The sequence below is a fragment of the Streptomyces axinellae genome (assembly GCF_039532135.1).
GTDB classification, from domain to species: Bacteria; Actinomycetota; Actinomycetes; order Streptomycetales; family Streptomycetaceae; genus Streptomyces; species Streptomyces axinellae.
Genome location: NZ_BAAARJ010000001.1, coordinates 105,194 through 130,285 on the forward strand (window position 1 = coordinate 105,194; position 25,092 = coordinate 130,285).

The window sequence follows — 25,092 nt, forward strand, 5'->3', positions numbered from 1 at the left end:
GGCGGACGGGTGGTCGTGGTGGTCACCCGTGCCGCGGCGGCCGTGCGGCACGGACACCGGCAGCTGCGTCCAAGTGCCCGAAGTCTTCAGTTGGACTCACTCGTGGACATCGACTCGATTCAGCACGATGGAGATCGCTGACTTCGTGAGCCGTGTGAGAGGGGCACCTGCGTGGAGATGGTGTTGCGCTTCCAGGGGGTGAAAAAGAGCGATGAGGATCCCGATCCCTGGCAGACCACGATCCACCCGGGGACGGTGCGCCGAGTGCTCACCTACTTTCGCCCGCACATCCGCACGGTGGCACTCTTCGTTGTCGTCGCCACGATGGAGGCGCTGACCGTCGCGGCATCTCCCTTGCTGCTGAAGGAACTCGTCGACAACGGCATCGTCAAGAACGACCGCGGGGTCGTGATCTCGATGGCGTGCCTGACCGCCGGGCTGGCCGTGCTGGGCGCGGTGTTGTCGCTGGTGTCCGCCTACATCTCCGGACGGATCGGGCAGGGGGTCACCTACGACCTCCGGGTTCAGGCACTCGACCACGTGCGGCGACTGCCGCTCGCGTTCTTCACCCGCACCCAGACGGGGGTGCTGGTCGGTCGGCTCCACACCGAACTGATCATGGCGCAGCAGCAGTTCACCGGCTTGCTGATGGCGGCCACCAGCGCGGTCATGGTCGTGGTGGTGCTGGCGGAGCTGTTCTACCTGTCATGGCTCGTCGCCGTCATCACGCTGGCGCTGATCCCGATATTCATCGTGCCCTGGGTTCGCGTGGGCCGGCAGATACAGCGGCGCACCCGGCGGCAGATGGACCAGAACACCGGCCTCGGCGGACGGCTCCAGGAGCGGTTCAACGTACAGGGGGCGATGCTCTCCAAGCTCTTCGGCCGTCCGGACGAGGAGATGGCCGAATTCGCGGACCGTGCCCAGAAGATCCGCAAGGTCGGCGTGAACCTGTCCGTCTGGGGCCGGATGGCCTTCGTCATGATGACGCTGATGGCCTCCCTCGCCACGGCGCTCGTCTACGGAATCGGCGGCGGACTCGTCCTCACCGGGGCCTTTCAGCTCGGCACACTGGTCGCCATCGCCACCCTGCTCGGGCGGCTGTTCGGGCCGATCACCCAGCTGTCCGGGATGCAGGAAATCGCGCAGACCGTCGTGGTGAGCTTCTCCCGGGTCTTCGAATTGCTCGACCTGAAGCCGCTGATCCAGGAACGCCCCGACGCGGTCGCGCTCGCGAAGAACGTGGCGCCGGACATCGAGTTCGAGAATGTGTCGTTCCGCTATCCCACCGCGGACGAGGTCTCGCTCGCGTCGCTGGAGCATCTGCGGTCCGATCGCGAGCGCGGGGAGGTGACGCCGGATGTCCTGCGCGAGGTGAGTTTCCACGTGCGGGCCGGAACCCTCACCGCGCTCGTCGGCCCGTCCGGCGCGGGGAAGAGCACCATCACCCACCTGGTGTCCCGGCTGTACGACCCGAACTCCGGAGCCGTTCGCGTCGGCGGGCACGACCTGCGGGACCTCACCTTCGACTCGCTCCGCGACACGGTAGGGGTGGTCAGCCAGGACGCCTACCTCTTCCACGACACGATCCGGGAGAACCTTCTCTACGCTCGCCCGACCGCCACCGAGGACGAGCTGATCGAAGCATGCAAAGGAGCCCAGATCTGGGGCCTGATCGCATCCCTCCCCAGCGGGCTCGACACCGTCTCGGGCGATCGCGGCTACCGCATGTCGGGCGGGGAAAAGCAACGACTGGCCATCGCCCGGCTGCTGTTGAAGGCACCCTCGGTCGTCGTGCTCGACGAAGCCACCGCGCACCTGGACTCCGAGTCGGAGGCCGCCGTTCAGCGGGCACTCAAGATCGCCCTGCGCAGCCGTACCTCGCTGGTGATCGCCCACCGGCTGTCCACCATCCGCGAGGCCAACCAGATTCTCGTGATCGACGACGGGCGGGTCGCCGAGCACGGGACGCACGAGGAGTTGTTGGCCGAGGGCGGCCTCTACGCCGAGCTCTATCACACGCAGTTCGTCAAGCCGGGAGCCGACGGTGCCGAGCCCGCCGAACTCGGGGCCGGGCCGGGACCGGACAACGCCCAGGTGGTTCGTGAAGGAGAACGATGAATTCCACGCAGGCCGCACCGACGGTGCTGGAACTGTTCGCCTCGCACGTGGACCGCACGCCCGACGCGGTGGCCGTGGTGGACGGTGACCGGATTCTGACATACCACCAACTCGACGAGCGGGCGGGCCGGTTGGCCGGGCGCCTGATCGGCCGGGGCGTCCGCCGTGGCGACCGGGTCGCGGTCATGATGGACCGTTCGGCTGACCTGCTGGTGTCGCTGCTCGCCGTATGGAAGGCGGGGGCGGCGTATGTGCCGGTGGATGCCGCCTATCCAGCCCGGCGGGTGGCGTTCATGGTGGCGGATTCCAGGGTGTCCCTGATGGTGTGCTCGGCCGGGGCGCGCGACGGCGTACCGGACGGGATCGAGTCGGTCGAGCTGGACGCCGGCACGGACGAGGGTGCGTGCGACGCGGCGGCCGTCACGGTGCGCCCGGGCGATCTGGCCTATGTGATGTACACCTCCGGCTCGACGGGCACCCCGAAGGGGGTGGCCGTCCCGCATCGGAGCCTCGTGGAGCTGGTGGGGAGTTCCGGCTGGGCGATGGAACCCGGCGAAGCGGTCCTCATGTACGCGCCGTACGCCTTCGACGCGTCCATGTTCGAGATCTGGGTGCCGCTGGCGTGGGGCGCCCGGGTGATGATCGCCGGGCCGGGGCCGGTGGATGCCCGGCGCATGCGGGAGTTGGTCGCCTCCGGGTTGACGAGGGCGTATCTGACCGCGGGGAACTTCCGCGCGGTGGCGGAGGAGTCGCCGGAATCCTTCGCGGGGCTCCTTGAGGTGCAGACCGGTGGTGACCTGGTGCCCGCGCACGCGGTGCAGCGGGTGCGGGACGCCTGTCCCCGGGCGCGGATCCGGCACCTGTACGGCCCGACCGAAGCGACTGTGTGGGCGACATGGCATGTGCTGGAGCCGGGTGACGTCATGGGTCCGGCGTTGCCGATCGGACGGCCGCTGCCGGGCCGCCGTGCTCAGGTGCTCGATGAGTCGCTGCGGCCCGTGGGGCCGGGCGTGGTCGGTGAGCTGTACCTCTCCGGTGCCGGCCTTGCCGACGGCTATCTGAACGCGCCGGGTCTGACGGCGGAGCGGTTCGTGGCGGATCCGTGCGCACCCGACAGCGCCACCACGGGGGGTGGTGGCCGGGTGACGGGCGGGAGGATGTACCGGACCGGGGACCTCGCCCAGTGGACCGCGGACGGTGAGTTGCTGTTCGCGGGCCGGGTCGATCACCAGGTGAAGATCCGCGGGTTCCGGATCGAGCCGGGCGAGATCGAGGCCGCGCTGACTGCTCAGCCGGGCGTCCAGGACGCCGTGCTGGTGGCCATCGACGGCCGCCCGATCGGTTATGTGGTGGCGGATGGGGACGCGGATCCCGCTCTCATCCGCGAGCGTCTGGGGGCGGTACTGCCGGAGTACATGGTTCCGGCCGCTGTGATCGTGGTGGACGCGCTGCCACTGACCGGCAACGGCAAGGTGGACCGGGCGGCGTTGCCCGCGCCCGAGTTCGCGGCCAGTGCTACCGGCCGCGAACCCGTGACCGAGGCGGAGCGCGCCCTGTGCGCTCTTTTCGCCGAGATGCTCGGCCTGGAACGAGTCGGCGTCGATGACGGCTTGATCGAGTTGGGCGGAGATTCGATCGTCGCGATGCGCATGGCGGCACGTGCGTACAAAGCCGGCCTGCTGGTGACACCCGCCCAGATCCTGAGGGAGCAGACCCCCGCACGGCTGGCGGCCGTGGCGCGTGCCGTACTGGCCGACCGACCCGACGACGGGCCGCTGATCGCCCTGACAGCGGAAGACGAGGCCGAGTTGGCCACCGCCGTTCCGGGCGCGGAGGAGGTCTGGCCGCTGGCACCGCTGCAGGAGGGGTTGCTCTTCCAGTCGACCCTCGATGACCAGGGTCTCGACATCTACCAGGTGCACTGGATAGTGGAGCTGAACGGACCGGTGGACGCGGCCCGGCTGCGGGCCACGTGGGAAGAGGTTTTCGCTCGGCACGCCCAGCTTCGGCCGAGCTTCCACCGACTCCCGTCGGGCAAGACGGTGCAGGTCGTCCACCCGCACGTCACCCTGCCGTGGCGGGAGGTGGATGTGAGGGGTGCGAGCGATGTCGAGGCGGCCGTCGATGCCCTGGTCAGGCGGGAACAGGAACAGCGGTTCGACCTCGCCGAGGCTCCACTGGCCCGGCTGGTGCTGATCCGGACCGCAGAGGACCGGCACCGCCTGCTGGTCGTCATTCACCACACCCTGATCGACGGCTGGTCGGTGGCGGTCATCCTCAACGAGGTGGCCGAGGCGTATACGGCCGACGGGCAGTTCCCGGAACGAGCGGGTTCCGCCTCCTACCGGGACTACCTGGCCTGGCTGGAGCGGCAGGACAAGGATGCGGCACGTGCGGCCTGGCGGGCGGAGCTGTCCGGTTCGGACGAGCCGGCGCTGATCGCGACAGGGACCGCTGCGGCGGACTACGCCCAGCGCGTGGTCCACCTCTCGACGGATCTTCACACCCGGCTGATGCGGCTGGCCCGCGACCACGGGCTGACGCTGAACACGGTGGTACAGGGCGCGTGGGCGATGGTACTGGCGCGACTTCTGCGGCGGACCGACGTGATCTTCGGCGCCACGGTCGCCTGCCGCCCCGCCGCGCTCCCCGGTGTGGAGTCGATGCCGGGCATCATGATGAACACGGTGCCGGTCCGGGTGCCACTGGATGGCGGGCAGTCGGCCCTGGACATGCTCACCGACCTGCAGCGCCGACAGGCGGCCCTGATCCCGCATCAGCATCTGGGGCTGCCGGAGATCCAGAGGTCGGCCGGCCCCGGCGCGGTGTTCGACACGCTGCTGGTGTTCGAGAACTATCCGCGCGACTTCGCAGGCCAGTTCACGTATCTGGGCACGGTCGAGGGGACCCACTATCCGCTGACCCTCGGCATCATCCCGGGCGACCGGTTCCGGATCCAGCTCAGCTACTGGCAGGGGCAGGTGCGGGAGAGCGTTGCCGAGTCGGCTCTGAAGTGGTTCGTCGATGCGCTCGCCACGCTGGTCGCCGATCCCTCCGCACTGGTGGGGCGGACCGGGGTGGGCGAGGGCCCGGCGCATGGCGCGGAACCGGCGTTGGTGGTGGGGAAGTCATTGCCCGACTTGGTGAGGCGGGTGGTGGCTGAGCGGTCGGATGACGTGGCTGTGGTGGATGGTGAGGGTGAGCTGTCGTTCGGGGGGTTGTGGGAGCGGGCGGTGGGATTGGCCACTGTGCTGCGGGCCCGTGGGGTCGGGCCGGAGCGCCGGGTGGGTGTGGTGGTGGAGCGGTCGTCGTGGTGGCTGGTCGGGATTCTGGGCGTGTCCTTGGCGGGTGGTGCGTTCGTTCCGGTGGATCCGGAGTATCCGGCGGAACGCGTGCGGTGGATTCTGGACGATGCCGAGCCGGTGTCGGTGGTGTGTGTGGGCAGGACCCGCCCGGCGGTGCCGGACGCGTTCGCGGACCGGCTGGTGGTGATCGACGAGGTCGATCCGGCGGGGGGCTCGGACGCGGGGTTGCCGCAGGTGCGTCCGGGCGACGCGGCGTATGTGATGTATACGTCGGGATCGACCGGGGCTCCCAAGGGCGTCGTCGTCCCCCACGCGGGCCTGGGCAATCTGGCGGCGGCCCAGATCGACCGGTTCGGTGTGTCTCCGTCGTCACGGGTTCTTCAGCTCGCGGCGCTGGGCTTCGACGCCATGGTGTCGGAGGTGTTGATGGCGTTGCTGTCCGGGGCGAGGCTGGTCATGGCGCCGGCGCGGGATCTGCCGCCGCAGGTGTCGTTGGCCGAGGCGCTGGAGCGGTGGCATGTCACGCACGTGACGGTTCCGCCGTCGGTGCTGGGTACAGCCGACGCCTTGCCGGACGAGCTCCAGACAGTGGTCGTGGCGGGGGAGGCGTGCCCGCCGAGCCTGGTGGATCGCTGGTCGGCGGGGCGGCGGCTGGTCGATGCCTATGGGCCGGCCGAGGCCACGGTATGCGCCGCGATGAGTGCGCCGTTGGCGGCGGGCCGGGATGTGGTCCCGATCGGAACGCCGATCGCGGGGGGCCGTTGTTATGTGCTGGATGCGTTCCTGCTTCCGCTGGCGCCGGGGATCATCGGTGAGCTGTATGTGGCCGGAATCGGACTGGCCCGCGGCTATCTGGGCCGTGCGGGGCTGACGGCGGAGCGGTTCGTGGCTGATCCGTTCGCTCCCGGCGACGCGGCGGCGCACGGCGCCACCATGGGGGATGGCGGCCGGGCGACGGGCGGGAGGATGTACCGGACAGGGGATCTGGCGTACTGGACGAGCCAGGGCGAGTTGGTGTTCGCCGGGCGGGCCGATGACCAGGTCAAGGTCCGTGGATTCCGGGTCGAGCCCGGCGAGATCGAGTCTGTTTTGTCCGACCACCCACGGGTCTCCCAGGCAGCGGTGACCGTCCGCGCGGACCGACTGTTGGCCTATGTCTCACCGAGCGATATCGATCCGCGGGCGGTGCGGGAGGGTCTTGCCTCCCGGCTGCCTCAGCACATGGTGCCTGCGGCGGTGATAGCGCTGGACGCGCTGCCGGTGACGGCGAACGGGAAGATCGACCGGGGTGCGCTGCCTGATCCCGATTTCGCCGCCGGGACCGGGGGACGGGAGCCGGTCACGGAGGCCGAGCGGGTGGTGTGCGACCTCTTTGCCGAGGTGCTCGGTCTCGACCGGGTCGGTGTGGACGACAGCTTCTTCGAGCTGGGCGGGGATTCGATCCTCTCGATGCAGCTGGCGTCGCGGGCGCGGCATGGCGGTGTGACGTTCTCCTCGCGGGATGTTTTCGAGTGCAGGACGCCGGAGCGGCTCGCCCGCCTGGCGGCGGACTCGCCGCTGCCGCACAGTGATCCTTCCCCCGCGGCCGATGGTGTGGGTGTTGTCGGGCGGACGCCGGTCATGCGGATGCTGGGCGACGGGGTGGTGCGGGCACGGTTTGCCCAGTGGGTGGTCGTGGGCGCGCCCTCGGATGTGGCGGAGGACGTGTTGGTGGCGGGGCTGGCGGCGGTGGTGGACGCGCATGACATGTTGCGGCTGCGTGTGCGGGGGGAGTCGGGGCGGTTGGTGGTGGGTGAGCGTGGGTCGGTGAATCCGACCGGGTCGGTCACGCGCGTGGAGGTTGCCGGACGTTCGCTGGATGAGGTCGTGGAGGAAGCGGCGCGGGAAGCGGTGGAGCGGCTGGATCCGGTGGCGGGCGTGGTGGTGCAGGTGGTGTGGGTGGACGCGGGGCCGGGTCGGCCGGGGCGGTTGGTGGTGGCGGTGCATCACCTGGCGGTTGACGGGATGTCATGGCGGGTCTTGCTGCCGGATCTGCAGGCGGCCTGCGAGGCGGTGGCCGCCGGGCAGGATCCGGTGGTGGAACCCGCGGGGGTGTCGTTCAGGCGGTGGGCGGGTCTGTTGGAGGAGTGGGCGCTCTCCCCGGAGCGGGTCGGCGAGTTGGCGGCGTGGAAGGCGATCGTCGGTCAGGAGGAGCAGCCGGTCGGTGCGCGTGGGCTGACCGCGGGCCAGGATGCGGGCGGTGCTGTGCGCTCGCGGTCATGGACGGTGCCGAAGGCGGAGACCTCGGTGTTGGTGGGGCGGGCTCCGGTGGCCTTCCACTGCGGGGCGCATGAAGTCCTGCTGGCCGGGCTGGCCGGCGCGGCGGCGCGGTGGCACGGCGAGGACGCGCTGCTGGTCGATGTGGAAAGCCATGGCCGCCATGCCGTCGAGGGGATGGATCTGTCCAGGACGGTGGGCTGGTTCACCAGCGTGCATCCGGTGCGGCTGGATGTGGCGGGGATCGACCTGGCGGATGCGCTTTCCGGTGGCCCGGCGGCCGGGCGCCTGCTGAAGGCGGTCAAGGAGCGGTCGCGGGCGGTGCCCGGCGATGGGCTCGGCTACGGGTTGTTGCGCTATCTCAACGCTGAGACCGGGCCGGTTCTGGCGGCACTGCCGTCGGCCCGGATCGGGTTCAATTACCTGGGCCGGTTCGTCACCGGCGACCAGAGCGGCGTGCGGGCATGGCAGTTGGCCGGGGACATCGGCAGTTCGATGGACGCGGGCACCGGCTTGCCGCACGCGGTGGACGCCAACGTGATCGTCCAGGACCTGCCGGACGGTCCGGAGCTGATGCTCACGCTGGAGTGGCCGGCCGATCTGCTCGACGAGGCCGAGATCGAACGGCTGGGCAGGGGATGGCTGGACATGCTGTCCGGGCTGGCCCGTCAGGCGGAGAATCCTGCCGCGGGCGGGCACACCGCATCCGACTTCCCTCTCGTCGGCCTGGACCAGGGCGAGATCGAGGCCCTGGAAGCCGAACACTCGGCTGCCGGCGGATTGGCCGAGGTATTGCCGCTGTCGCCGTTGCAGCACGGGCTGGCCTTCCACGCCGGCCACGTCGGCGACGGCGTCGATGTCTACACCGCACAGGCGGTGTTGGATCTGACAGGCCCGCTGGACATGCGGCAGCTGCGGAAGTCGGTACGCGGGCTGCTGGATCGGCACACCAATCTGCGTGCCGGATTCCGGCACAGCGCCACCGGGACCGCGTACCAGGTGATCGCCGGCACCATGGAGGTGCCCTTGGCCCTGGTGGACGTGACGGAATCGGCAGATCCGCAGGCCGAAGCGGTGGCGGTGGCCGCTGCCGAGCGAACACGGCCGTTCGACCTTGCCCGGCCCCCGCTGCTGCGGTTCGCAGTGATCGCGGTGGGCCCGGACCGGTACCGGCTGGTGCTGACCTCGCATCACATCCTGCTCGACGGCTGGTCGATACTGCTGCTGCTGGATGAACTCTTCACGCTCTACCGCAACGGGGCGGACCCGTACGCGCTGGCGCCGGTGACGCCGTATCGGCAGTACCTGGCCTGGTTGAGCGAAACCGATCGAAACGCCGCAATCGCCGCATGGCGCAACGCTTTGGACGGCTTGCCGGAGCCGACTCTGGTCGCGGCGGACCGGCCGGCGCCGGTTCAGCTGTCCGAACAGATATGGACCGCACTGGACGAGGTGTTTTTCGACGCTTTGACGGCGAGGGCCCGCGAGTTCGGCGTCACGGTCAGCACGCTGCTGCAGGCGGTGTGGGGAGTGGTGTTGGCGGCGATAACCGGACGCGACGATGTGGTGTTCGGGTCGGTGGTGTCCGGGCGCTCGGCCGAGCTGCCCGGGATCGAGACCATGGTCGGACTCTTCATCAACACCGTCCCGGTCCGGGTGAGGATGCAGCCGCAGCACACCTTCACCGAGCTGGTGCGGCGATTGCAGGGCGAGCAGACAGCGCTGCTGGATCATCACCACCTCGGGCTCACCGACATTCAGCAGGCCGCCGGGCTCGGGCAGCTGTTCGACACCCTCTTCGTCTACGAGAATTACCCCAGACCTGCCGCGATCGATGACGGAGCCGCCGACGCGGAACCGGATCGGCTGAGTGTGCGGGGCGTGGCCGACGCCGATTCCACCCACTATCCCCTGGCACTGACGGCCATCCCGGACAACGGCCTGCAGCTGCGGCTGGAGCGCCAGCCGGCCCTGGTCACCGCCGCGCAGGCCGATGCCGTGCTGGAGCGGTTCACGCGGGTACTCGAAGCCGTGGTCTCCGCTCCGCAGCTGCCCCTGTCCGCGGCGCCGATCTTGTCCGATTCCGAACGGCAACAGCTGCGGGCGTGCAATGACACTGCCGCGGAGGTACCGGCACAGACGCTGCCGGAGTTGTTCGCCGCGCAGGCCGCCGCCACCCCCGAGGCGACTGCGGTGGTCTTCGAGAACCAGTCGCTGACCTACGCCCAGCTCGACGTCCGTGCCAACCAGTTCGCCCACTGGCTCATCGACCACGGCGTCGGACCCGAGGACCGGGTCGCGGTCATGTTGCCCCGCTGCCTGGAACTGGTGGTCGCCGTGCTGGGCGTCACCAAAGCCGGCGCCGCCTGGCTGCCCATCGACGCGAACTACCCGCAGGCGCGCATCGATTACATCCTCGCCGACGCGCAACCGGTGGCCGTGGTGGACGAGTCGGTGGTGCGTGAGGTCAGCGAATACCCCACCGATCCGGTGCGGTTGCGGACAGCACCCGAGAATGCGGCTTACCTCATCTACACCTCCGGCTCCACCGGGGAACCCAAAGGCGTGGTGGTCACCCATACCGGCTTGGCCAGTTTGGCCGACAGCCTGGTCGAGCGGCTGGATCTGACCGCGCGGAGCCGGGTCCTGGCACTGGCATCGCCGAGTTTCGACGTCTCGGTGCTGGAACTGCTCATGGCAATCGGTGGCGGCGCGGCACTGGTGGTTCCGCCCGAGGGCGTGGTGGCAGGTGAAGAGCTGGCCGAGGTGCTGTCCGGCCAGGAGATCACCCATGCGTTGATCCCGCCCCCCGTGTTGGCCACCGTCCCCGCATCATCCGAGACGGTACTGCCATGCCTGGTACTCGGCGTGACGGCGTGCCCTCCTGAACTCGTGCACCGGTGGTCGCGCGGGCGCCGGATGATCAACACCTACGGGCCGACCGAGGCGACTGTCGCCATGACCATCGGCCGGCGGATTCCGATCGGTGATGAGGTTCCGCCGGTTGGATATCCGACCGCTAATGCGCGGGCGTTCGTGCTGGACCAATGGCTGAGATGGGTGCCACCGGGTGCGGTGGGCGAGTTGTATATCGCCGGTGTGGGCGTGGCGCGGGGGTATCTGGGGCGAGCCGGGTTGACCGGGGCACGGTTCGTGGCTGATCCGTTCGGCTCCGGTGAGCGGATGTACCGGACAGGGGACCTGGTGCGGTGGAACCAGGAAGGGGAGTTGGTCTTCGTCGGTCGCGTCGATGACCAGGTGAAGGTGCGGGGATTCCGCATCGAGCCCGGTGAAGTCGAGGCGGCGCTGGTGGCGCAGGAGTCGGTGGGGCAGGCGGTGGTGGTGGTCCGTCACAGCAATACCGGCGAACGGCTGGTCGGGTATGTGACCGCCGCCGGGGAGACCCCAGTGGACGCGGTGGCGGTGCGCGAGGGTGTGACGGCCCGGTTGCCGGAATACATGGTGCCGGCGGCGGTGGTGGTGCTCGACGCACTTCCCTTGACGGCGAACGGGAAGATCGACCGCAAGGCTCTACCGGATCCGGACTTCAGCGGGCGCGTTTCGGACCGGGAGCCGGTCACAGAGGTCGAACGGATGCTGTGTGATCTGTTTGCCGAGGTGCTCGGTCTGCGGCGGGTCGGTGCGGACGACAGCTTCTTCGAGTTGGGCGGGGATTCGCTTCTCTCGATGCAACTGGCGGCGCGGGCCCGCCGTGACGGCATGACCTTCGGCTCGCGGGAGGTGTTCCAGCACCGGACGCCTGCGGGCATCGCGACGATCGTGGAGCTGGGCGCGGATGATCCTGCTGCGGGCGGACCTCTCACATCCAGTGTCGATCTCCTCGACCTGGACCAGGGCGAGATCGACGCATTCGAGGCCGAGTTCGACCACCAGTAATTCGACCACCAGTAAGAGGTCGCCTTCTCCCGCTGTTTCCTCTCGTGACGCGTAAGTGTTCCGGTGATGCCGGGCCGCCAGGAGGCGGTGGCCTTGTCGGTGGGGCGCCGGGATCGGTGAGGCGGCGGCCATGAGATCGGTCATGGCCAGGGTGGATCCCGGCTTCGGAACGGGCCGGGAGAGTCCCGCAGCCGCGGGCCGGGCGGCGGTGGAGCATCGCCATCCGTAGGTGCGCTCCACCGTCCATCGCTTCGGGAGACCGGGGCGAATCCTCTGGCCCCCGGGGGGCGTTCGACGATTTGCCTGTCGCTCGGGCGGGGTGGCAGGTCGGCGGTGGGCGGTGCGGCCTTCGCCGGGCGCGAGCGCGGGGCCTGTCGCAGTTCGCGGTGCTCCGCCTCCAGCCGTCGGGTTGCGTTCGGTGACGGCCGGCGGCGGGCTGGTCGCGGAGCCGGGCACGGGAGACGCCCGCATTTCGGGCGACGGTTTCGAAGCTGATCGCGGCGCCGACGGTGTCCATGCCCGCGGTGCGGCGGTCGCTCCGCGGCGGATTGCCGCGGCCCGCCGGTGCTCTGGGGGAAGCGCCGTCAATTGCCCCGCTCGGCGCCGACCGGACACTTCATGGCCCGCGGCACGGGGGAGTCACCGCCGCTCCTTGAGCTGGAGTTCCGGCGTGGCGTTCATGCGCTGCCTGCGCAGAGCCCATTCGTCTCCAGGGCACCCCATGTGGCGGCCCCCGGCCGCCCGGCACCTCGCGGATGGCCAGTCCGACAAGGTCTGGATGTCGCTCCGGTAGCAGGCCGCGGACCAGGTCTGCGGTGATCCCGGCCCCGGCCCCCGGCCCCCGGCCCCGGACATGCGAATTCACACCGCTGAGGCGGCAGGCGGAGCGGTTCGCGTTCTCCGGAACATCTCGCTGTGGCCCCCGGCATCACCGATCCGGATTCAGAGAGCTACAGATCAGAGGCTTTGGGACGGAACAGCACCAAAGTTCTCAGAAGTCAGGTGTGACTGGACATGTTGTCCGGGCTTGCCCGTCAGGCGGATGATTCTTCTGCGCGGCATGTTCCGCATCCGACGTCGACCTCCTCGGCCTGGATCAGGGCGAGTTCGAGGAATTCAAGCTGTGTTCGACGGCGAACGTCAAACCCGTAGCTGACCGAGGGAGACATTGATGGCCCAGTCGCGGATCGAGGACATCTGGCCGCTTTCGCCACTGCAGGCCGGTTTGCTCTTCCACGCGGTTTACGACGGCGAAGGGCCCGACGTCTACATAGGCCATTGGATCCTGGACCTGGACGGGCCGGTGGACGCGGCCAGGCTGCGCGCGGCATGGGAGGCACTGCTGACCCGGCACGCCCCGCTGCGGGCCTGTTTTCGGCAGCGCAAGTCGGGTGAGACGGTGCAGATCGTCCTCAAGCAGGTGGAACTGCCGTGGCGGGTGGTCGATCTTTCCCACCTCGATGACCCCGAGGAGGCCGTGCGGGAGCTGGCCGAGGAGGATCGGACGAAACGATTCGACCTCGCGCAGGCGCCGTTGCTGCGGCTGACCTTGATCCGTCTCGATGACCGTACGCATCGACTGGTGATGACCTGCCACCACACGATCATGGACGGCTGGTCGCTGCCGGTCGTGGTCAACGAACTCTCGATGCTGTACCCGGCCGGCGGCGACCCGCTGGCACTGCCGGCGGTGACGTCGTACCGGGACTACCTCGCGTGGCTGAACAGGCAGGACAAGGAGCGGGCGCTGTCGGCATGGACGGCGCAGCTGCGTGGTGCCGAGGAGCCGACGCTGGTGGCGCCCGCCGATCCGGGGCGAGCGCCCGGCGTGCCGGACAGCGTCGAGGTCGAGCTGCCGCAGGACCTCACGCGCGCGTTGGACGAACTGGCTCGCGGCCAGGGGCTGACGCTGAACACTGTGCTGCAGGGCGCGTGGGCGATGGTGCTGGCGCGGCTGGCGGGCCGGACGGACGTGGTGTTCGGGGCGGCGGTATCGGCGCGCCCGCCGGATCTGCCCGGCGTGGAGGAGATGGCGGGGCTGTTCCTCAACACCGTCCCGGTGCGCGTGCGCCTCCACGGCTCGACGCCGGTCATGGAGCTGCTGGCGGAGTTGCAGAATCGGCAGGCGGCGCTCATACCCGACCAGTTCGTGGGGTTGGTGGACATACAGCAGGCGGCCGGTCCCGGCGCGGTCTTCGACACCTTGCTCGTCTTCGAGAAATTCCCTCATAAGCCCGCTGAATCGGACTCGGCGGGGACTTTCGGTATCCGAGTGAATCAGGGCCGGGTAGCCGCCCATTATCCCCTGACGCTGGTCGTCGTCCCCGGCGAATCGATGCTCCTCAAACTCGACTATCTGACGGAGCTCTTCGACCGGACCACAGCGTTCTCCATCGTCGAGCGTGTGAGGAAAGTTCTGCATCAGCTGACGGGTGCGGGCGAACTGACGGTGGCCGAGGTCGATGTGACGAGCGCGGCCGAGCGTGCGGTGGCGGTCAATGAATGGGGCGCGGCATCCGGCGTGACGCCGAGCCGGCCGGCCCCGGATCTGTTCGACCGCCAGGTGGAGCTCCGCCGCAACCGGGCAGCGGTCCTCGATGGTGACCGGGCGATGTCGTTCGGGGAACTGGCCGAGCACGCGGAGCGGCTGGCCGGCTATCTGCGCGGCAGGGGAGTCCGGCGCGGGGACCGGGTGGCCGTGGTCATGGACCGGTCGCCCGAACTGATCGCGACGCTGCTCGCGGTGTGGAAGGCAGGAGCGGCGTACGTCCCGGTGGATCCCGCCTACCCGGCGGAACGCCTGAAGTTCATGCTCGCGGACGCGGAGCCGGCCGCCGTGATCTGCGCGGAAGCGTACCGGGACGCCGCGCTGGACGGAGGGCTCGATCCGATCGTCCTGGACGATCCCCGGACACGGCAGGCGGTGGCGGAGTGCGCCCGTCTGTCCGTCGGCGCGAGCGCCGACGACCTCGCGTACGTGATGTACACGTCGGGCTCGACGGGAACACCGAAGGGCGTCGCGGTCTCGCACGGCAACGTCGCGGCGCTGGTCGGGGAGCCGGGATGGGCGATCGGCCCCGACGACGCCGTGTTGATGCACGCCTCGCACGCCTTCGACATATCCCTGTTCGAGCTGTGGGTGCCACTGCTGTCGGGTGCCAGGGTGGTGCTGGCCGGATCGGGCGCGGTGGACGGGGAGGCCCTGGCCGGATATGTGGCCGGCGGTGTCACGGTCGCCCACCTGACCGCGGGGGCCTTCCGGGTGGTGGCCGAGGAGTCACCGGAGTCGCTCGCCGGTCTGCGCGAGGTGCTGACCGGCGGGGACGCGGTGCCGCCCGCGGCGGTGGAGCGGGTGCGGCGAAGTAGTCCCGGCGTGCGGGTGCGGCATCTCTACGGCCCGACTGAGGCCACGCTGTGTGCGACGTGGTGGCTGCTCGAACCCGGCGACGCGACGGCATCGGTGCTGCCGATCGGACGGCCGCTCGCCGGGCGGCGCGTCTACGTCCTCGATGCGTTCCTGCGGCCTGTGCCGCCGGGTGTGGTGGGCGAGTTGTATGTCGCCGGAGCCGGTGTGGCGCAGGGCTACCTCGGCCGTGCGGCACTGACGGCCGAGCGGTTCGTCGCCGACCCGTTCGCTCCCGGCGACGCGGCGGCGCACAGCGCCACCATGGGGGATGGTGGCCGGGCGGCGGGCGGGAGGATGTACCGGACCGGGGACCTGGCGTACTGGACGGACCAGGGTGCGCTGGCGTTCGCCGGACGTGTGGATGACCAGGTCAAGATCCGCGGGTACCGAGTGGAGCTCGGCGAGATCGAGGTGGTCCTCGCCGGGCTGCCGGGCGTCGGCCAGGCCGTGGTGTCGGCACGGGGTGAGCACCTGATCGGATACGTGGTCGCCGAAGCGGGGCACGAGATCGACCCGGTGCGGCTGCGCGAACAACTCGCCGGGACGCTGCCCGAATTCATGGTTCCGGCCACGGTGCTGGTGCTGGACCAGTTGCCGTTGACGGTCAACGCAAAGGTGGACCGGCAGGCGCTTCCCGAGCCGGACTTCGCCGCGAAGGCGGCCGGCCGGGAGCCGGACACGGCAGCCGAGCGGACCTTGTGCGGAGTGTTCGCCGAAGTCCTCGGCCTGGAACGAGCCGGGGTCGAGGACAGCTTCTTCGAACTGGGCGGGGACTCGATCTCCTCGATGCAGGTGGCCGCCCGTGCGCGGCGCGAGGGGATCTCCCTCACCCCGCGGCAGATTTTCGAGCACCGGACTCCCGAACGACTTGCGGCACTGGCACAAGAGGCCCCGACGACACCACCACGGGACCGTTCCGAGGCCGTCACAGGCGTGGGGGAAATCCCGTGGACGCCGGTGATGCGTGCCCTCGGGGAGGCCGCGGCGCGCCCCGGCTTCGCGCAGGCGAAAGTCGTCGTCACTCCCGCTGACCTGAGTCCGGATGCCCTGGTGAGCGCCCTGCAAGCGGTACTGGATGTGCACGATCTGCTGCGGGCACGGGTGGAGCCCGACGGGCGGCTGATGGTGGCCGAGCGCGGCGCGGTGGACGCGGCCGGCCTGGTCACGCGGGTGGCGGCCGGGACCGGAGACCTCGATGAGCTCGCCGGGCACGAAGCCAGGACGGCGGCGGGCACGCTGAACCCGTCGGCCGGAATCATGGTGCGGGCCGTGTGGGTCGATGCCGGAAGCGCCCGGCCGGGCCGGTTGGCTCTGGTGGTGCACCATCTGTCGGTCGATGCGGTCTCGTGGGGAACCCTGCTGCCGGATCTGCGTTCGGCCTACGACGCAGTGGTCTCCGGGGAGGCCCCTGCCCTTGAGCCCGCGACGACATCGTTCCGGCAGTGGGCGCGGCGGCTGAGCGAGCAGGCGTTCAGCGAGAGCACGATCGCTGAAGTCGATCACTGGGTCGCCGTACTGGACGGTGCGGATTCGTCCCTCGACAGGCAGACGGGGCAGTCCCACTCGTGGTCATGGACGCTGTCCGGAACCACGGCGCGCAATGTGGTGACCCGACTGCCGGGGGCGTTCCACTGCGGGATTCACGAAGTCCTGCTGGCGGGCCTCGGGGGCGCGCTGGCGCGCCGGCGCGGTGTCGGCGCCGGGATCGTGGTGGACGTGGAAGGCCATGGCCGCCATGCCCTCGACGGTGAGGATCTGTTGCGCACCGTGGGCTGGTTCACCAGCGTCCACCCGGTCCGCCTCGATGTCTCCGACATCGACCTTTCCGCCGCGGCAGCGGGGGACGCCGCGGCCGGGCAGCTGCTGAAGACCGTGAAGGAACAGGCCCGCGCCGTCCCCGGCGACGGTCTCGGCTACGGGCTGTTGCGCTATCTGAACCCCGAGACCGGGGCCAGGCTGGCCGAGTTGCCGTCCCCGCAGATCGGATTCAACTACTTCGGCCGCTCCAGCCCCGCCGTCGGGGACACCGCGTGGCAGGTGAGTGAAGAGCCGCTCGGTGGCGGTCCGGAGATGGCCGCGGCCCACCCGGTGGAAGTCGCCGCGGACGTTCAGGACACGCCCGACGGACCCCGGCTGAGGCTGGCCATCGACGGCAGGGACCTCGACCCCGCCACGGTGGAGCGGCTCGGCGAGGCATGGCTGGAGATGCTGACCGGCTTCGCGGCGCTGGCCGAGGATTCCGGCGCAGGCGGGCACACACCGTCCGACTTCGACCTCGTCGAGCTGACGCAGCGGGACGTGGCGGAACTGGAGGCCGCGGCGCCACGGCTGACGGACGTCTGGCCACTGTCACCGCTGCAGGAAGGCATGCTCTTCGAGCGGGCCTTCGACGAGGACGGCGTGGACGTCTACCAGAGCCAGCGGATCCTGGACCTCGACGGACCGCTCGACGCGCAACGGCTGCGTGCGGCCTGGAATCGGCTGGTCGCCAGGCACGAATCGCTCCGGGCGAGCTTCCACCAGCTCGGATCCGGCGAAACGGTACAGGTCGTCGCGGGCGAGGTCGATGTCCCCTGGCGTGAGGCCGATCTGTCGCACCTCGACGAGGCGGCGGCGTCCGCGGAGGTGGACCGCCTGCTCGCGCGGGATCAGGCGGAGCGGTTCGATGTGACCGAGGCGCCGCTGCTGAGGCTGCTGCTGATCCGTCTCGGTGAGAGCACGCACCGGCTCGTCGTGACGTCGCATCATGTTGTCCTGGACGGCTGGTCCACACCGGTCGTCCTGGGCGAGATGTCGGCGGGTTACGCGGGTGGACAGGGCTCGTCGGCGCCACCGTCCTACCGGGAGTACCTGGCGTGGCTGCGCCGTCAGGATCAGGAGGCGACACGAGCGGCGTGGCAGTCCGAACTCGCCGGGCCGGACGAGCCGACCCTGATGGACGCCGACGCGGACAAGACGATGGTCATGCCGGACGGGCATGCCGCATGGCTGCCCGAGGAGGCGACGCGGGCGCTCACCGACTTCGCACGTGGCCATGGAGTGACACTGAGCACGATCGTGCAGGGCGCATGGGCGTTGGTGCTGGCGCGGCTGGCGGGCCGGACGGACGTCGTGTTCGGGTCGGTGGTGTCGGGGCGTCCCGCTGAGGTGCCGGACGTCGAGCGGATGGTGGGGATGTTCATCAACACCGTTCCGGTTCGCGTGCGGCTCGAAGGCAGCCGGCCGGTGCTGGACATGCTCCAGGACCTGCAGAGGCGTCAATCGGCGTTGATGGAGCATCAACACCTGGGGCTGCCGGAAATCCAGCGGCTGGCGGGGACGGGCGCGGTCTTCGACACGATGGTGATGGTCGTGAACTACCCCGACGACGCCGCCGGCCCCGGCGGCGACGGTGGTTTCGCGATCAGCTCGGTCCGCACCCGGACCGGTACCAGCTATCCGCTGACCGTGAGCGTCTCGCCCGGAGACCGCTTGCGGATCGACGTGGCCTACCGGCCCGACCGGATCGGCCGGGGAACGGCCGCTGAGGTTGCCGGGCAGGTCGCGCGGGTCCTTGAACGGATGGTGGCGCAGCCCTCGCTTCCGGTGGGCCGCCTGGCCGTGACGGAGGAATCGACGCGTGCGTCGGTGCTGGAGCACGGGAACCCGGCCGGCGAAGCGGCCGGCCGCCAGTCGGTGCTGGAGCTGTTCCGGCGGCAGGTCGACAGGTCCCCGGGCGCGGTGGCGGTCATGGATGGGGGACGCACCCTGTCCTACGCCGACCTCGACCGCGGATCGGACCGGCTGGCGGGGCACCTCGCCGGGATGGGCGTGCGGCGCGGCGACCGCGTCGGTGTGGTGATGGAACGCGGCGCGGACCTTTTCGTCGCCCTGCTCGCGGTCTGGAAGGCCGGGGCCGCGCAGGTGCCGGTGAATGTGGAATACCCCGCGGAACGGATCGACCGGATGCTGGCCGATGCCGGCGCACGGGTGGCGGTCTGCCGGGGAGCGACCCGCGACGCGGTGCCGGACGGGGTCGAGCCGGTGGTCATGGACGCACCGGCGATCGAGGAGGTGCCGCACGGGGCACCGGCACTCGCCATCGGGGCGCACGATGTGGCCTACGTGATGTACACGTCCGGCTCGACCGGGGTCCCGAAGGGCGTCGCGGTGCCGCACGGAAGCGTGGCGGCGCTGGCGAGCGACCCTGGATGGTCGCAGGGCCCGGAGGACTGCGTGCTGCTGCACGCGTCGCATGCCTTCGACGCGTCGCTGGTGGAGATCTGGGTGCCACTGGTCAGCGGGGCCCGTGTGCTGGTCGCGGAACCGGGCGCGGTGGACGCGCAGCGGCTGCGTGAAGCGATCGAACGCGGCGTGACCACCGCCCACCTGACGGCGGGGAGTTTCCGGGTGGTGGCCGAGGAATCGCCGGAGTCCTTCCGCGGGTTGCGCGAGATCCTCACCGGCGGGGACGCGGTGCCACTCGCGTCCGTCGCGCGCGTGCGCCGGGCGTGCCCGGAGGTTCGGGTCCGGCAGCTCTACGGCCCCACCGAGGCCACCCTCTGCGCCACATGGCACCTCCTCGAAGCCGGGGACGAGACCGGCGACACCTTGCCGATCGGCCGACCGCTGGCCGGACGGCAGGCTTACGTGCTCGACGCGTTCCTCCAGCCGGTGGCGCCCCACGTGACCGGCGAGCTCTACCTCGCCGGCGCCGGCCTCGCGCACGGTTATCAGGGCGCGAGCGGGCCGACCTCGGAGCGGTTCGTCGCCAGCCCGTTCGCCCTCGGCGACGCGGCGGAGCCGAGCGCCACCACGGGGGGTGGCGGCCGGGCGACGGGCGCGAGGATGTACCGCACGGGCGATCTGGCGCGCTGGACGGACCAGGGTGAACTGCTGTTCGTCGGAAGGGCCGACGGCCAGGTGAAGATCCGGGGCCACCGTGTCGAGCCCGGGGAGGTCGAGGCGGCCCTGGCCGAGGTTCCGCAGGTCGCACAGGCGATCGTGGTGGTGCGGGAGGACCACCCGGGCGAGAAGCGGCTGATCGCGTATGTCACCACGGAAGGGGGTCCGGGACCGGATTCCGACGCGGTCCGCGAGCACCTCGCGGCGCGGCTGCCGGAGTTCATGGTGCCCGCGAGGGTGGTGGTGCTGGACAGCTTCCCGCTGACGCTCAACGGAAAGATCGACCGTGCGGCCCTGCCCGCCCCGGAGTTCACCGGGAAGGCGGTCGGCCGCGAGCCGCGTACCGAGGCCGAGCGAGTGTTGTGCGACCTGTTCGCCGAGATCCTCGGCCTGGACCGGGTCGGCGCCGACGACGGCTTCTTCGAGCTGGGCGGCGACTCGATCCTGTCGATGCGGTTGGCCGCCCGCGCGCGTCGCGAGAACTTCGTCTTCGGGGCGAAGCAGGTCTTCGAGCAGAAGACGCCCGCGGGGATCGCGGCGGTCGCCGAGCGTGGCGGACCGGCGCGGGCCGACCTCGCCGACGGCGTCGGAGAGGTCCCCTGGACGCCAGTGGTGCGGGCACTGCTCGAACGCGATCCCCGCGCGATGACCCGCCGCGCACTGGCGCAGTGGGTGACCGTGGGCGCGCCCGACGACCTCTCCTCGGACGTGCTGGCGGCCGGACTGGCCGCGGTGATCGACACCCATGACATGCTGCGCAGCCGGATCGTCGAGACCGACGGAGAGCAGCCCCGGCTGATCGTGTCCGACCGGGCGGCGGTGGACGCGGCGACGCTGATCGAGAGGGTCGAGGCCGGTGGCGGCGACGCGGACGAGATCGCGGATCGCTGCGCCGGCGAGGCAGCCGCTCGGCTGGATCCCGCCGCAGGCGTGATGATCAGGGCGGTGTGGGTGGACGCCGGACCCGGCCGCGTCGGACGGCTCGTGGTGGTGGTCCACCATCTGCTCGCCGACGTCGTGTCCTGGCGGGTCCTGCTGCCGGACCTTCAGACGGCATGCGCGGCCGTGGCCGCGGGCCGGGAACCGGAGCTGGATCCGGTCGACGTCTCCTTCCGGCGCTGGGCGCGAACCCTGGCCGATCAGGCCGAGACCCGGACCGCGGAGCTGGAGACGTGGACGGCGATTCTCGACGGAGCGCAGCCGCGACTGGGCGAGTTCGACCCCACGCGCGACACCATGGCGACCGCGGGACACAGGTCCTGGACACTGCCGCGGGACAAGGCCCGCGTGCTCGTGGCGAAGGCGACCTCGGCCTTCCACTGCGGTGTCCACGAGGTGCTGCTGGCCACCTTGGCGGGTGCGGTGGCCCGGTGGCGCGGTGGCACGGCCGTCGTGGTGGACGTCGAGGGCCATGGCCGCCGGCCCCTCGGTGAGCTGGACCTGTCCCGGACGGTCGGCTGGTTCACCGACATACACCCGCTCCGGCTGGATGTGACCGGGATCGACACGGCCGAAGCCGTCGCGGGCGGCGACGCGGCAGGCCGCCTGCTGATGGGCGTCAAGGAGAACGTGCGAGCCGTGCCCGACGGCGGGCTCGGCTACGGGATGCTGCGCTACCTCAACGCCGAGACCGGGCCGGCCCTGGCGGCGCTGCCGCAGGCGGAGATCGGTTTCAACTACCTTGGCCGCTTCTCCTCCGGGCCCGAGGGTGCCGCTCAGCCCTGGCAGATGGTGGGGACCATCGGCGGTACGGCGGACCAGGACGCGGCGCTGCGGCACGCCGTGGAGATCAACGCGGTCGTGCTGGACGCCGCCGAGGGACCCGAGTTGGAGCTGACCGTGACCTGGGCCGGGCGCATACTCGGCGAAGCCGAGGCGGAGTCGCTCGCGCGGGGCTGGCTGGAGATGTTGACCGGCCTCGCCGCACACGTCGAAGCCGGCGGCGCCGGCGGGCACACGCCATCGGACTTCCCGCTCACCGCGCTGACGCAGCGGGAGGTGGCGGAGGTCGAGGCCGCCGTACCGGGCCTGCTCGACATCTGGCCGCTGTCCCCGCTCCAGGAGGGTCTGCTGTTCCACGCCGCCGACGAGCGCGGCCCGGACGTCTACGCGAGTATGCGCACCCTCGTCATCGAGGGACGGTTGGACGTCGCCCGCTTCCGCAGGTCGTGGCAGGTCCTGCTGGACCGGCACCCCGCCCTGCGGGCGAGTTTCCATCAGCTCGGGTCCAGCGCGACCGTGCAGGCGATCGCCGGCGAGGTGACGCCGCCCTGGCAGGAGACCGATCTGTCCCATCTGCCCGAGGACGAGGCGCTGGCGGAGACCGACCGTCTCGCGGCGGAACTGCACGCCGAACGGTTCGACCTGACCCGGGCGCCGCAGCTGCGTCTGCACCTGGTGCGTCTCGGCGAACGCCACCACCGGCTGGTCTTCACGTCGCATCACATCGCGGCGGACGGATGGTCCCTGCCCCTCATCACCGCTGAGGTGCTGGCGGCCTACCGAGCCGGCGGTGAGGGCGGGGCGTTGCCGGCCCCGATGTCGTACCGCGACTATCTCGCCTGGACCCTCCGCCAGGACAAGGGTGCCGCCCGGGAGGCGTGGCGGACCGAACTCGCGGGGTTGGACGAGGCGACCCACGTCGTGCCACCGGAAACGGTCATCGCACCGGTCGAGCCCGACCGGGTCGCCTTCGAACTCGACGACGATCTGAGCCGGCGTCTGGTGGAGTTCACCCGCCGGCACGGCGTGACGGCGAACACGCTCTTCCAAGGGGTCTGGGCACTGCTGCTGGCCCGGCTGACCGGACGCGGCGACGTGGTCTTCGGCGCCGCGGTGGCCGGGCGTCCGCCCGAGATTCCCGGTGTCGAGTCCGCGGTCGGCCTGTTCATGAACATGCTGCCGGTCCGGGCCCGCCTGGCCGGCTGTGAACCCTTCCTCGACATGCTGGCGGACCTGCAGCGACGGCAGGTCGCGTTGATACCGCATCAGCACATCGGGCTGACCGAGATCAATCAGCTCGCCGGGCCCGGCGCGGCGTTCGACACGATCGTGGTGTTCGAGAACTACCCGCCCACGCCGCCTTCGTCCGAGGACCCCGACGCACTCGTCATGCGTCCCGCGGGAATTCCGAACGACACCGGGCACTATCCGCTGTCCATGCGCGCGTCCGTAGCGGGTCCCGTCCACGGTGAAGTCATCTTCCGCCCGGACGCCTTCCCGCGAACCCAGGTCGAGGAGTTCCTCGCGTCGATCCTCCGGGCTCTCGAACAGGTCGTGGCCGATCCGCGGACCCCGGTGGGACGCGTCGGCCTGATCGGTCAGGAGCAGCGCCGCCTGGTGGTGGAGGAGTGGAACAAGACCGACGTGCCGTTCGCGGCGGAGACGCTGCCGGTGCTGTTGCGCAGGCAGGTGGAGCTGTCGCCGGACGCGGTGGCGATCGAGGACGCGGGGCGGAGCCTGTCGTTCGGTGAGCTGCTCGACGAGGTGGAGGCGCTGGCGCGGCTGCTCGTGGGATCGGGCGTGCGGCGTGAGGCCCGGGTGGGCGTGGTGGTGGAGCGCTCGGCCGAGCTGGCGGTGACCTTGATGGGGGTCTCGTTCGCCGGTGGGGTGTTCGTTCCGGTCGATCCGAACTATCCGGCTGAACGGATCGAGTACATGCTGGCGGACTCGGCGCCGGAGGTGCTGGTGTGCACGGCGGCGACCCGAGCGGTCGTGCCGCGGGAGTTCGCGGGCACGGTGCTCGTGCTGGACGAACTGCCCGCAGCCGCTTCCGAGGTGGCCCTGCCGCCGGTCGCGCCGGACGATGCCGCGTACGTGATCTACACATCAGGATCGACGGGGGTGCCCAAGGGCGTCCTGGTCACCCACTCCGGGCTCGGCAATCTGGGGCGCGCACACATCGAGCGGATGGGCGTGACGTCCACCTCGCGGGTCCTGCAGTTGTCCGCCATCGGGTTCGACGCCATCGTCTCCGAGCTGTACATGGCTCTGCTGGCCGGCGGGACCTTGGTGCTGCCCGACGCGGAGAGCATGCCGCCCCAGGTGACGCTGGGCGACACGCTGCGCCGGTGGGGCATCACCCACCTCACGGTGTCGCCGAGCGTGCTGGCGGTCGAGGACGACCTGCCCGACAGTCTGGAGACCGTGCTGACGGGCGGCGAGGTACTGCCGCCCGCGCTGGTGGACCGCTGGTCGCCGGGCCGTCGGATGATCAACGCCTACGGGCCGACGGAGACGACCATCTGCTCGACGATGAGCTCCCCGCTGTCTCCGGGACACGAAGTGGTCCCACTCGGCGGACCGATTCGCAACGTGCGGCACTACGTGCTCGATGCCTTCCTGCAGCCGGTGCCGCCGGGTGTGGCAGGCGAGCTCTACATCGCGGGAGTCGGACTGGCCCGCGGCTACTTCCGGCGCCCTGGCCTGACGGCGGAACGGTTCGTCGCCGACCCGTTCTCACCGGGTGGCCGCATGTACCGCTCCGGCGACCGGTTCCGCTGGACCGCCGAGGGCCAGCTGGTCTTCGTCGGCAGGGCCGACGCGCAGGTCAAGGTGCGCGGATACCGGGTCGAACCCGCCGAGATCGAGGCTGTGCTGGCGGAGCATCCCGACGTCGCCCAGGTGGTGGTCGCCGTCCACCGGGACAGGCCGGGCGACAAGCAGCTGGTGGCGTATGCCGTGTCGGCCGCAGGCGCTTCCACCGACGGCGGCGCGCTGATCTCCGCGCTGCGCGAGCTGGCGGCCGAACGCCTGCCGGAGTACATGATGCCCGCGGCATTCGTGCCGCTGGAGCGGATGCCCCTGACCCCCAACGGCAAGCTCGACCACCGGGCGCTGCAGGCTCCCGACTACGCCGGGATGTCTTCCGGGCGGGACCCGCGCACGGCGATGGAGGCGAGGCTGTGCGAACTGTTCGCGGAGGTACTCGGCCTGGACCGGGTGGGTGCCGAGGACAGCTTCTTCGAACTCGGCGGCGATTCGATCATGTCGATGCAGCTATCGGCCCGAGCCCGCAGGAAGGGGCTGGAACTGACCTCGTGGCAGGTGTTCGAAGAAAGGACGCCGGAACGGCTGGCGGTGCTTGTCGCGGAACTCCCTGCCGACAGCGATGCCACCGCGGCGCCCGAGTCCTCGGCGGGCACGCTCGTCGATCTCTCAACGAACCAGATGGACCAGCTAGAGGCCGGACTGGCCGGCGAACAGGCGCTGTGAGGAGCAGAC

At 70.5% G+C, this 25,092-nt stretch carries 3 protein-coding genes and 1 pseudogene; 3 read left to right on the forward strand and 1 reads right to left on the reverse strand.

Features of this window, described 5'->3' with window-relative positions:
- The first annotated feature begins 177 nt into the window (after window positions 1-177).
- Both ABD339_RS00425 and ABD339_RS00430 read left to right on the forward strand, forming a co-directional pair.
- Window positions 178-2,121 carry an ABC transporter ATP-binding protein gene (locus tag ABD339_RS00425; protein ID WP_344561568.1) on the forward strand — a complete coding sequence of 648 codons (1,944 nt, stop codon included), beginning with the start codon at window positions 178-180 and terminating at the stop codon, window positions 2,119-2,121.
- Window positions 2,118-11,579 (forward strand): amino acid adenylation domain-containing protein, encoded by a 9,462-nt coding sequence (locus ABD339_RS00430; protein ID WP_344560927.1) that lies wholly within the window; start codon window positions 2,118-2,120, stop codon window positions 11,577-11,579. Before ABD339_RS00425 ends, ABD339_RS00430 begins: the two co-directional genes overlap by 4 nt.
- Window positions 11,580-12,221: 642 nt before the next feature.
- On the opposite strand, the pseudogene ABD339_RS00435 reads toward ABD339_RS00430, so the two are convergent.
- A pseudogene (locus ABD339_RS00435) lies at window positions 12,222-12,399 on the reverse strand (aminoglycoside phosphotransferase); the annotation flags it as partial.
- A gap of 351 nt (window positions 12,400-12,750) precedes the next feature.
- On the opposite strand from ABD339_RS00435, the gene ABD339_RS00440 reads away from it, so the two are divergent.
- Complete coding sequence (locus ABD339_RS00440) at window positions 12,751-25,083, forward strand: non-ribosomal peptide synthetase (RefSeq protein WP_344560929.1); 12,333 nt, start codon at window positions 12,751-12,753, stop codon at window positions 25,081-25,083.
- Window positions 25,084-25,092 lie beyond the last annotated feature (9 nt).